At 43.1% G+C, this 12,051-nt stretch carries 10 protein-coding genes; 8 read left to right on the forward strand and 2 right to left on the reverse strand.

From position 1 onward, the window contains the following. Window positions 1-53 precede the first annotated feature (53 nt). Window positions 54-1,619 carry a DUF3987 domain-containing protein gene (locus ACTRWI_RS11895; RefSeq protein ID WP_160168786.1) on the forward strand — a complete coding sequence of 522 codons (1,566 nt, stop codon included), beginning with the start codon at window positions 54-56 and terminating at the stop codon, window positions 1,617-1,619. 101 nt (window positions 1,620-1,720) lie between these two features. On the opposite strand, the gene ACTRWI_RS11900 is transcribed toward ACTRWI_RS11895, so the two are convergent. Together ACTRWI_RS11900 and ACTRWI_RS11905 are read right to left on the reverse strand one after the other, a co-directional pair. Continuing rightward, window positions 1,721-2,782 (reverse strand): tyrosine-type recombinase/integrase, encoded by a 1,062-nt coding sequence (locus ACTRWI_RS11900; protein WP_499131612.1) that lies wholly within the window; start codon window positions 2,780-2,782, stop codon window positions 1,721-1,723. Between the two features lie 180 nt (window positions 2,783-2,962). Continuing rightward, on the reverse strand, window positions 2,963-4,030 hold the full coding sequence (locus ACTRWI_RS11905) for a tyrosine-type recombinase/integrase (RefSeq protein ID WP_499131614.1): 1,068 nt from the start codon (window positions 4,028-4,030) through the stop codon (window positions 2,963-2,965). A gap of 221 nt (window positions 4,031-4,251) precedes the next feature. Between ACTRWI_RS11905 and dusA the strand changes: the two genes are divergently transcribed. The 7 genes from dusA (at window position 4,252) to ACTRWI_RS11940 (ending at window position 11,435) form a co-directional block, all read left to right on the forward strand. Beyond that, window positions 4,252-5,232 (forward strand): tRNA dihydrouridine(20/20a) synthase DusA, encoded by a 981-nt coding sequence (dusA, locus tag ACTRWI_RS11910; protein WP_499131616.1) that lies wholly within the window; start codon window positions 4,252-4,254, stop codon window positions 5,230-5,232. Window positions 5,233-5,414: 182 nt separating this feature from the next. Continuing rightward, window positions 5,415-5,636 carry an envelope stress response protein PspG gene (gene pspG, locus ACTRWI_RS11915; RefSeq protein ID WP_499131618.1) on the forward strand — a complete coding sequence of 74 codons (222 nt, stop codon included), beginning with the start codon at window positions 5,415-5,417 and terminating at the stop codon, window positions 5,634-5,636. Between the two features lie 135 nt (window positions 5,637-5,771). Continuing rightward, on the forward strand, window positions 5,772-6,497 hold the full coding sequence (locus ACTRWI_RS11920; protein WP_499131620.1) for a TIGR04219 family outer membrane beta-barrel protein: 726 nt from the start codon (window positions 5,772-5,774) through the stop codon (window positions 6,495-6,497). Between the two features lie 222 nt (window positions 6,498-6,719). Next, a complete protein-coding gene (locus tag ACTRWI_RS11925; RefSeq protein ID WP_499131621.1) occupies window positions 6,720-6,950 on the forward strand; it encodes a thymidylate kinase in 231 nt (76 codons plus the stop codon). A 123-nt stretch (window positions 6,951-7,073) separates the two neighbouring features. Further along, window positions 7,074-8,939 carry an assimilatory sulfite reductase (NADPH) flavoprotein subunit gene (locus tag ACTRWI_RS11930; RefSeq protein WP_499131623.1) on the forward strand — a complete coding sequence of 622 codons (1,866 nt, stop codon included), beginning with the start codon at window positions 7,074-7,076 and terminating at the stop codon, window positions 8,937-8,939. Next, the gene (cysI, locus tag ACTRWI_RS11935; RefSeq protein ID WP_499131626.1) at window positions 8,939-10,666 is read left to right on the forward strand and encodes an assimilatory sulfite reductase (NADPH) hemoprotein subunit; all 1,728 of its coding nucleotides are present in this window, start codon (window positions 8,939-8,941) and stop codon (window positions 10,664-10,666) included. Before ACTRWI_RS11930 ends, cysI begins: the two co-directional genes overlap by 1 nt. Beyond that, window positions 10,659-11,435: a phosphoadenylyl-sulfate reductase gene (locus tag ACTRWI_RS11940; protein ID WP_499131629.1), complete on the forward strand. Its 777-nt coding sequence runs from the start codon at window positions 10,659-10,661 to the stop codon at window positions 11,433-11,435. The genes cysI and ACTRWI_RS11940 overlap by 8 nt, the downstream gene beginning before the upstream one ends. Window positions 11,436-12,051: the final 616 nt, after the last annotated feature.

Below are 12,051 nucleotides of genomic sequence, written 5' to 3' on the forward strand. Positions count from 1 at the left end.
AAAAAATTTGCATCGCCACTAAATAAGATTCATGTTTAAGAAAAATGATTCTTATGAAAGAAAAGAATGATGTTTTAACCCCAGCAGAAGTACAAAACAAATTTGAGTTTTCTTGGGGAACTCCTCAACCCATCCCTGAAGATGAAGAGCGATTTGACTTAAAAAGTGTGAAGCCTCTTCATCCGCAAATGTTGCCCAAAGCGCTGAGAGCCTATTGCTATAGTGCAGCGTATTCACTTAACAATACCGCGCCTGACTTTTTAGCTGTCACTTTAATTTCAAGTTTGAGTATTGTCCTCGGTGGCAACGTGGCGGTGCAGCCGAAACAAAATGATAGTTGGTCGCTCAATCCAATATTTTTCTCGATGATTGTTGGCTATGCCTCAGACATGAAAAGCCCTGCGCTCAATGCTGGCGTCAGATTTTTGCAAGAGCTCCAGAAAAACGCACTTGAAGAAGACAATAAGCTGAAGAACATCCTTTACGCCTCCAATAAAAGGCGTTATGAAAAAGAGTATAAGCAGTTGATATCCGAACTCGATGCAGCCACGGAGCAGGAGGATGATCTGCTAGCCATGGAGTTAGCAGGGCGATTATCTAACTTGATTGAGCCTGAGGCTCCACTCGCTAGAGAGCTTGTTTGTAATGACACTACAATGGAGGCGGCTTGTCAGTTATTAGAGACAAACCCCAGTGGTGTGCTCTGTGTGAGAGATGAATTGAGCGGGTGGTTCGACTCATTAAGGAAAAATGGTCGAGAGGAAGAAAGAGCGTTTTACCTTACTGCACATGATGCCTCGAATAGTGAATATAAACAAAATCGAGTGACGAGAAAAAATATCGTGCTGAAACGATTATGTATGTCTGTCGTTGGCGGTATCCAACCCAAAATGCTCCGAAGAGAGGTTATTGAGAAGCTCAAAGGTGTCAAAGACGACGGGTTACTCGAACGATTTTTGCAGATGGGTGTCATGCCTGATATCCACGACATTAAAGCTACAGATACAAAAATTGATGGCGACCTCACCAAAGCTGTGATGAAATTTTTTGAGTTATTTAGCCAGTTCGATACACCGCTTGAACCAGTGACATTCACCTTTAGTCCCGAAGCTCAAAAACGTTGGGATACTTGGAATAAACAAGCAGTAGAAAGACAGCTATCAGCGACAGAATCGCTTCAATCGTTCTATGGAAAAAGACCAGCCCACTGTGCCAAGTTAGCGCTAGTGTTCCACCTTGTCGAACAAGCTACAGAGCAATTACATGAGACGTCATTTAAGCCGAATCTGCGAATATCTAAGCGTGCCCTACTGCAGGCTATCAGTTGGAGCAGTTATCTAGAGCTACATGCACAACGTATTATTGCGTTATCAAACTCTAAAATCATCAGTTATGAATCTGCGAAGAAGCTGGAGTCCAAACTAAGACACTTATACCCACATTTCACCGCGCAAGACATTGCGTGGGCAAAATGGAAAGATCTGAAAGACAAATATGAACGTGCTGATGCGATTCAAATGCTAGAAAAACTGGGTTATATCGTTGAAGACCAGATCCCCTCAAAAAATGACGGTCGACTCGTCAAAGGTTATCGTGTACACCCTTGTTATATTGATTGATGCTAGCTAGCAGTGCTCAATTAACCATTTGAAAAGTAGCCACCATTCGTTGAACTTGAACTGAGTGGTGGCACTGGAGGGCGTTAGGCTTAACTTGAGCTCTACCGAGTAGAAAGCTCGATCAACCGTAAGTAGTGCCCATAGAGAATTTTTGTACTCTGATTACCTGTTATTTTTCCAATCTCTTCCAGACTTTTCCCAGTTTTGTGCATGGTTGTGACTGCATGGGCTTTTAAGTCTCTGAATTGGTAGTCTTCGATTCCTGCTTTTCTTACAGCCTTACGGAACGCAGCGCTGATGCTACTCCCAATATAAGGGAATATTCGCGGGTCATCATCCGCCTTCCTTTGTATTTGCCTTTCAATTAGATGAACCTGTGATTCAGTTAGCTGTATCACTGTTGTTGGCTTTCGGCACGTTGGACTTTTTCTGTTTCGTATGGTTAGGGTCTGTTTATCTCTGTTGTAGTCATCCCAAGATACTTTTGTTATCTCTCCTTGTCTTGAACCTATTTCACTAGAGAGCTCAACAATGTCATCCAAAGGAAGTGCTGTATTTTCCGCTTTCACGAATTTCATTAGTCGTTTCATCTCTTCGCTTTTTAAAAGGCGTTCCCGTGGTATGCTTTGTGCTATGACTTTGCGTTGACGAAGGACGTCACATGCATCTTTGAAAACCTCAGCATCGAATTTTAAAGTAAATATGGCTTTTGCTTGCTTGAGAGCTGACTTCAAATTTGAAAAATCTACGCTGATAGTTGCAGGTGAGATAGCTGGGTTTCTTGTTTGCCTTTCTTCAGCGTGTTCAATTAAGTGGCTCGGCATGAGATAGGCGAGCTCAATGTTGGCAATAGAAAACCCCTTTAACATCTTTAGATTTGAAATGACCTTTTGGCTTGTTGTTTTCAAAAATGTCTGATCAGACATTAGCTTATCTAAAGCGCATCCTACGGTAACTTTTTTGTTGCGCTTTAGATAAACTAATCCCTTGTAGCCTTCTTTTTTTTCAATTTGCTTCGCCTCTTCTAGCCATCGTGTTGCTCCTTGTCTTGAATCAAATGTTCTGCAAACTTCAATTAATTTTTTTCCAAAGAGGTACTTTCTAATACGAGCCTTATATCTTAACTCATCTTTTCTTCTTACTACTTCAATCATTGTTGCCATGTCGCCTTTACTTATGTGTGTGACTTTATCTGTGGCTCAATCTATAATTGAGGCAGGTGCCAGCGCAAATAATCCGAATGATTTTAGTAAATTAGGTGATTTGGTGTACCAAAGTTGAGATAAGATGTTTTAGTGCCAAGAAAGCGAGGGCACATTCCTCCTCGCTTCATTGGTTCAGAGTTAGCGGTTATGCATGGCTTCTACCCCTAATCTAAGATAGATATTGTTAAGAACATTGATGTCTCGATGTCCTGTGATCTTACTTATTTGAACTACATCTAGCCCTCTCTCAAAGAGCCTACAAGCTCCTTCAGCTCGCAAGTCATGATACCTAAGATCTTGAATACCATTAGCTTTAGCGACTCTTTGCCATGCTGCGGTGATAGATCTCGCTTCTACTGGGAAAATAAGGTCATTGACTCGTGGTTGTCGCGAAATTATATCTTTAGTTTCTTTATCTAGAGGGATAGTGGTGTTGTTCCCGAATTTGTGGCGAGGATTCTTTCTATTTCGTACTACAAGTGTTGCTGAGGAGCTATTAAAGTCATCCCAGCGTAGCTTCGTGATTTCGCTTACTCTCATGCATGTGTTAATAGATACATGAAAAATATCTACTAAAGGTATGTGTGAAGCATGATGTTGCTGCCTTTGAAGTAAACCCTCCTCCATAATTCTTAACTCTTCAGGGGTTGGACGTCGATCCCTCTGGTTTGATCTACCAATTAGCCCGTAATGAATCAGCGATGGTATAGCCTCATGGTGAGCCTGTGTATTCGCTTTATACCCAAACATGGCATTAGCTACATCAAGAACGCTTTTTAGGTAGGTAATATCATGATAAATGGTTTGAGGTTGGGGGCACGAATCTTCAGCTTGTCTCATTTTGCAGTGTTTGATGAGGTCATAAGCTCGTATTTCATCGGAGTACAACAGTGCTAACGGGTATGTTCGCAGTCGACTCAATACAGCATGTTTTGAGCGACCAATAGTTGGTGCTATAACGGGGTCATTCAGATAAAGCGTTATGAGGTCACCGATCGTTATGGGCTTAGACTTTGCGCTACCATCAGGAATGCCGTTTGTCTCTAGATTCTCAAGTGTCTCTGCTGCCCACTTTTTTGCGTCAGTGCGTTTATCAAACGTCTTTGACTCTTCATACAGCTTCTTCCCTTTGCGGGTGAGTCGGATACGAGCTTTATATTTTGTTCCCGTTTTTCTCTTGATTGTTTCTATTGTAGATGTCGCCATTGTAAACCTCTTTTATTGATTGAAAGAGGCTGTTTCTAGTGTGAGTTTTGTCACGAAATGTCAGTGTGTGTATAATTCACCGCATTTCGTTTTTATTGTCCCTCAAATTGTCCCCTAAAATGTCCCTTGGGGGACAATTAGGGGTGTTTGAGTGTTTCAACCTTGCAACAGTTAATTGAACGGTGTCTTTTTAAGTTGTTGCTTTATAAGGAATAATTTTAATGTATCAATCAAATAGATTTTCCGTTGCACCCATGCTCGATTGGACTGACCGCCACTGTCGTTACTTTCACCGTTTGCTCTCTCAGCAGACTCTTCTGTACACGGAAATGGTAACAACAGGCGCGATCTTACACGGTAAGGGCGATTTCCTAGAATACAGTGAGCAAGAGCACCCACTGGCTCTTCAACTTGGTGGTTCAAATCCAGTCGATCTTGCGGCTTGTGCCAAGCTTGCAGCTGAGCGTGGTTATGATGAAGTAAACCTTAACGTAGGTTGTCCTTCAGACCGAGTTCAAAACGGTCGCTTTGGTGCGTGCTTAATGGCGGAGCCAGAACTAGTAGCCGATTGTGTATCAGCAATGAAAGAAGTCACTGATATTCCAATCACGGTGAAAACTCGCATTGGTATCGATGAGCAAGACTCTTATGAGTTTCTGACGAAGTTCATCTCAACGGTTTCTGAAAAGGGTGGCTGTGAGCAATTCACCATTCACGCACGTAAAGCTTGGCTGAGTGGTCTGAGCCCGAAAGAGAACCGTGAGATCCCACCTCTGGATTATGATCGTGCTTATCAGATCAAGAAAGACTTCTCAGATCTAGTGATCGCAGTAAACGGCGGTATCACCACATTAGAGCAGACAAAAGAACATCTTCAGCACCTTGATGGCGTGATGATTGGTCGTGAGGCTTACCATAGCCCATTTATTCTGGCGGAAGTGGACCAACAGATCTTCGGCTTAGATACGCCAATCAAGAAACGCTCACAAGTTGTCGAAGAGATGTACCCGTACATCGAACGTGAGCTTTCAAAGGGTGCAAGCTTGGGACACATTTCTCGTCATATGCTTGGCCTGTTCCAAAGCATGCCGGGTGCAAGACAATGGCGTCGTTACATCAGCGAAAATGCGCATAAGAAAGGCGCGGGCATCGAAGTCATGCAGACAGCATTGGCTAAGATTCCTAAAGAGCTGAACGTATAGGTTAAATTCGCCATTTAAGGCTAAATTTACCACTCTGATTTATTTGAAAAGCCACGCATGAGAATGTGTGGCTTTTTATTTGTTTGATAAATAGGGTTTTTATTGGTTTTGGTGAATTGGTACAGAAGCTGCAACGTTAGGGATTAGGAAAGATAGGTCATTAACTCATTAGGGAGACCATTATGTTTGAATTAATCTTTGTTCTTATTTTCGTTGCTACGCTACTTGTGACAGGTATTACCTTTATGACGGTATTAGTGGCAACTGGAGTCGCATTAGCCGTAATGTTGCTACTTGGTATGATGAGTGTGGTGTTTAAATTAATGCCTTGGTTGATTGTGATTGCAATCGGTGTGTGGTTTTTCAAAAACTTTGTACATAGCTCGAATCAGAGACGCTACTAAAGTCATGACACCGTCAAAGATCGGCTTGCTGTCGGTTTATCGTTTTAGTCTTTAAGATGTGTGGTAGAATTTTCCCCAATAATCTATGAATGTGCATACACTTAGCACAACGATATGGAATTGGAGCTATCTCAAATGAATAAAATGCCATTAATTGCTTTAGTGGGAATGCTATCTTTAAGTTCAGCGGTATCTGCTGAGGAAGAGTTTTCTTACACGGCTAAAGTCGGTGCCGATATGTGGTGGGGAAGTACCAAGCTAAACGAAGCGAGACAAAACGAAGACTCTAACTCTCCTTCTGTGTATTTCGCATTTGAGCATAATGCCCCAATCCTACCAAATGCAAGCTTCCGATATTCTACGGCCGATACAACATTGTTAGCATTTGATAAGTACGACTACACATTCTACTACACGTTGCTAGAGCACAAGTCGATGAACTTCGATGCAGGTGTGACTTTTACGCAGTATGCAAACTCGCACTATAAAGATCCTTACAGTTCGAAAACGACAAGTTTTGATGAGTTGACCTGGAGCTTCTATGGTAACGCAGAATTGAATGTCCCAAATACTCAGCTTGATATCATCGGTACCATGGAATTTGGTGATAGCAATGGCATTAAGAGTACTGATTTGATGGCAGGTGTTCAGTACCGTATTTCACTGGCAGAGACTAAAATAGCATTGCGTGGTGGCTATCGTGTGATTGACCTTGATTCGGACAAGTTCTTCTCTTCAGAGCTGAATAGACATTCCGATACGGACAAAGAACCTGACCCTTCGGATGAGCCACAGCCGGGGCCACCTAAATCGTTTGTCATGTTAGATGGCTGGTTTGTTGGTGCAGAGGTGCGATTCTAAGTCGACCCTAAAGAACATCTAAAACCCATTTAAGAACGCCGCTTTGTTAAGTGGCGTTTTTTATATCTGTTGGTTAGACCCAAGCATCTGGAGGTTACTTGGGTATATATCTTTCTGGAATGAGTTAGCACATTCATCACTTTCGACCATCCTTATACAGAAAGCTGATTAACGTCTATTCTTATAAGGTCTATGTTGTTGGTTCAGAACAAGGGATGGAATATGACACTCAATGAATTACGCAATTTATATCGAGAAAATGTGTTAGTTGAAGCCATTATAGAGCCCTCAATACAAGAAGGGTGTTGGGTTGTGGAGTTTCGCCATATGGGCGGCGGCTTTGTTCTGCTTACTGATGCCCATGGTGAGGAGTGTCATTACGCAGATTTAGACCTAGCCTCTAAGTCGGCAATGGCGGTGGGCTTTCAACAAGTTCGTATTGAAAACCAGTAGCCCATTAACCCATTCAATTGCTTTTTACTTCCAAAAAGTTATAAAACATACTTTTCTATTCTTTCTTGTTATTAAAAGGAGTGGTTAATCTATCGTCACGCAATGATTAGGGATGTCGTGACCATGTCTTTAAATAAGAAAGAGTCTTCACAAAATAATAATGCACAGTCTGGGGCGAACGAGCTGCCTGGATTAGCTGCACCGCTTAATGACCTACAACTGGGTCATCTTCAACAAACGGTTTCCGAATTATCTTCTCAGCAACTGGCATGGGTCAGTGGTTACCTATGGGGTGTGAGCCAAGCTCAACCTGTGGGTGCAGCCGCACCGATCACTCAGGCAGCTGCGGCGGTTGCTGCAAAACCTGCTGGCAAGCTCAGCATTATCTTTGCTTCTCAAACCGGTAATGCGAAAGGTGTCGCTGAATCACTTGAGGCAGAAGCAAAAGCCCTAGGCATCGCCGTCGAGCTTTTCGATGCCAGTGATTACAAAGGCAAAAACCTAGCTAAAGAGACGCACGTCATTTTCGTGGCTTCAACTAATGGCGAGGGTGAAGCGCCAGATAACGCGATTGAGCTGCACGAATTCCTACAATCAAAGAAAGCGCCGAAGCTATCAAACTTACAATATGGCGTGATTGGTCTGGGCGACTCAAGCTACGAGTTTTTCTGCCAAACGGCGAAAGACTTCGATAACTTCCTATCTAAGCTTGGTGCTAAATCATTTGTTGACCGTCTTGACTGTGACGTGGATTACGAAGCGGCAGCAACAGAGTGGCGTGCTAAAGCTCTATCACAAGTACAAGAAACACTGTCGACAGGCGCTGAGGCCGAGGTAGTTCAATTACCAGTAGGTCAAGCCGCTGCTGGCCATTCACAATACACTAAACAAAATCCATACACCGCAACATTGCTAACAAGCCAAAAGATCACGGGTCGTGATTCGGGTAAAGATGTTCGTCATATCGAGATTGATCTGGATGAGTCCGGTATTACTTATCAACCGGGTGACGCACTGGGTGTGTGGTATGAAAACAGTTCAGAATTGGCGAATCAGATTCTTGCTAAGGTTGGGCTCTCTGGTATCGAGAGCGTAGATGTGGATGGTGAAAACCTTTCTATCCATAGTGCTCTAGTGAGTAAGTTCGAGATCACGGCTTCAAACCCTCAACTTGTCACTAAGTTTGCTGAGCTATCTGGCAGTAAGAAACTGTTAAAGCTGGTGGAAGATAAAGACAAGCTTCGTGAATACGCGGGCAACACGCAAATTGTTGATGTATTAGCTGAGAAGAAAACCAAACTATCGGCTGATGAGCTTTTAGGTCTGTTGCGTAAGCTTACACCACGTCTTTACTCAATCGCATCTAGCCAAGCTGAAGTGGATGAAGAAGTTCACCTAACGGTTGGCTTGGTTGAATACCAAAAAGGTGAAGAGTCTCGTTTAGGTGGAGCATCAAGTTTCCTAGCTCAGCGTTTAGAGGAAGGTGGTGAAGTGAAGGTGTTCGTAGAGAACAACAATAACTTTAAGCTACCACAAGACGAAAATACTCCAATCATTATGGTCGGTCCGGGTACTGGCATCGCACCATTCCGCAGCTTTGTTCAAGAGCGCGAAAACACAGATGCTCAAGGTAAGAGCTGGCTGTTCTTTGGCGACCGTACCTTTACTCAAGACTTCCTGTACCAAGTTGAATGGCAGAAGTACCTCAAATCTGGTGCGCTAACTAAGCTAGATGTTGCTTTTAGCCGAGACCAAAAAGAGAAAGTGTATGTGCAAGACCGCTTAATCGAGCAGGCAGAGCAAGTATGGCAATGGCTACAAGAAGGTGCGTACTTCTATGTTTGTGGCGACGCGACTCGAATGGCGAAAGACGTACATGAAGCGCTAGTGACGATTGCTGAAAACCAGGGCAATCAAAGCCGCGAACAGGCTGAGCAATATATTAATGATTTACGTAAAGCGAAACGTTACCAAAAGGATGTGTACTAATGAGCAAGCAAGTAATAGAGCAAGAAGTGCTAGGCCAAGTACTTGGTCCATTGGCTGACAATGAACGTCTAAAGCGTGAGAGTAATAACCTGCGCGGTACGATAGAACAGGACTTACAAGATCGTATCACTGGCGGCTTTACAGCAGATAACTTTCAACTGATTCGTTTCCACGGCATGTACCAACAAGATGACCGTGATATTCGTAACGAACGCGCTAAGCAAAAGCTAGAGCCTCTACATAATGTTATGCTTCGTGCGCGTATGCCTGGTGGCATCATTACTCCTAAGCAGTGGCTAGCAATAGATAAGTTTGCTGATGAAAGTACGTCTTATGGTTCAATCCGTTTAACGACCCGTCAAACGTTTCAGTTTCACGGCGTGTTAAAACCAAATATCAAGCTGATGCACCAAACGCTAAATAGCATTGGTATTGATTCAATTGCGACAGCGGGTGATGTAAACCGAAACGTTTTGTGTACGACAAACCCTATTGAATCTGAACTTCACCAAGAAGCCTATGAGTGGGCGAAGAAGATCAGTGAACACCTACTTCCTAAAACTCGTGCTTATGCTGAGATCTGGCTTGATGGCGAGAAATTAGAAACAACCGATGATGAGCCAATCTTAGGTAATAATTATCTACCGCGTAAATTCAAGACAACAGTTGTGATTCCACCACAAAATGACGTTGACGTTCACGCTAATGACCTTAACTTTGTCGCCATCTCTGAAGGTGGAAAGCTGGTGGGTTTCAACGTATTAGTCGGTGGCGGCTTAGCAATGACACACGGTGATACCTCTACTTATGCTCGTAAAGCTGACGACTTTGGTTTTGTGCCACTAGAAAATACGTTAGATGTTGCGGCAGCGGTTGTTACCACACAGCGTGATTGGGGTAACCGCTCAAACCGTAAAAATGCAAAAACTAAGTACACACTAGACCGTGTAGGTATTGATGTGTTCAAAGCGGAAGTTGAAAAGCGTGCGGGTGTTAAGTTCTCAGAAAGTCGCCCTTATGAATTCACAGAGCGTGGTGATCGTATCGGCTGGGTTGAAGGCATTGATGGTAAGCACCACTTAGCGCTGTTTATTGAAAATGGTCGCTTGCTTGATTTCCCAGGTAAAGCATTGAAAACCGGTGTCGCAGAAATTGCTAAGATCCACAAAGGCGATTTCCGTATGACTGCAAACCAAAACTTAATTGTTGCTGGTGTCCCTAAGAGCCAGAAAGCAAAAATTGAGAAGCTAGCTCGTCAATATGGTTTGATGGATGACGCGGTAAGTGAACAGCGTAAAAACTCGATGGCGTGTGTGGCATTTCCTACTTGTCCGCTAGCGATGGCAGAGGCCGAACGTTTTCTTCCTGAGTTTGTTACTGATGTTGAGGGGATTCTTAAGAAGCATGGATTACCGGAAGACGATAACATTATCCTTCGTGTAACCGGTTGTCCAAATGGCTGTGGCCGTGCAATGTTGGCTGAGCTTGGTTTAGTAGGAAAAGCGCCAGGTCGTTACAATATGCATTTAGGTGGCAATAAAGCCGGTACTCGCATTCCTAAGATGTATAAAGAGAACATCACATCAGCTCAAATCTTAGAAGAGATTGATTCGCTGGTGGGGCGTTGGGCTGCAGAACGAGAAGGCAACGAAGGGTTCGGTGATTTCACAATTCGAGCTGGCATCATCCAAGAGGTGATCATTTCAAAGAGGGATCTGCATGCATAATTCTGTCGCTTCAAAATTGAAGTTAGCAGAACTGCTCGCACTGACCAAGACAGAGCAGGTACTTCGTCTTGGACAGATTAATGCAGAGTTAGAACAGCTAACTGCTCTAGAAAGAGTGAAATGGGCACTAGAAAACTTAGAAGGGACACATGTTGTGTCTTCAAGCTTCGGAATCCAAGCAGCACTCATGCTGCACTTGGTCACTCAGGCAAAGCCGGATATTCCAGTTATCCTTACCGATACCGGGTATCTATTTCCAGAGACCTATCGCTTTATAGATGAGTTAAGCCAGAAGCTCACCTTAAACCTACAAGTATTTCGTGCTCAGCAAAGCCCTAATTGGCAAGAAGAGCAATATGGGAAACTGTGGGAGCAAGGATTAGAGGGTATTGAGAAGTACAACAAGCTAAATAAAGTCGAACCGATGAGAAGGGCGTTAGATGAACTTGAAGCTGGTACTTGGTTCTCCGGGTTGAGAAGAGAGCAATCCCAATCACGTGCAAACCTAGCAATATTGTCAATCCAAAATGGTGTGTTTAAGTTCTTACCTATAATTGATTGGACCAATAAAGATGTTCACTACTACTTAGAAGAGCACGGTTTGAGTTACCACCCACTTCGAGAACAGGGTTACCTTTCAGTTGGAGATACACATACAACTAAGAAGTGGGAGCCAGGTATGACAGAAGAAGAAACCCGCTTTAACGGGTTAAAGCGAGAATGTGGGCTTCATGAAGACGATGGCGAACAGTATGGCTCTGGTATTTAGGAGTATTGCTGATTAAAAAGCTGCTTTAGGGCAGCTTTTTTGCTTTTCTGGGGGCAAAAAAACAACTCCTGTGGATAACTCTGTGGTTAGTTTGTCGGTACTTTGTAGTTAAACTTGCATAAATAGAGTGTTGGTGGTTTATCCATCATGTAAGTCTTATTTTTGCATTTTTCTTAAATAAACACTTGCCAATATGTGCGACATCTCTATAATGCCGCCTCACTGACACGGCAGACGCCATAAGGCTTCAGCGAAGAATGTTGGTTAGCCAACTAGCTTCAAGCAAATATTCGCTTCTACTTTTAGAAAGTAGGAATTAATTTTAAAAAGTGTTTGACACTGAAAATTAAGTCGCTAGAATGGCCGCCTCTTCCGAAGTGATGTAAGTCACAATGAAGAGAAGTTCTTTAACAATTTAAACCTATCAATCTGTGTGGGCACTCGTTGATGAATATCAAATTGATTCTTAGGAATTACATTGATTTCAATGAACTGAGTGACCAATTCGAATTGGTACAGCCTTGAGCTGTTTGATTTCACTTTTTAAAGTGAAAACCAATAAGAGCACAGTCAATTCACAGTCACTATTCGTAAGCTTTTTGCTAAAACGAATGGG

The organism is Pseudoalteromonas sp. G5_S1_14_S5 (assembly GCF_054968605.1).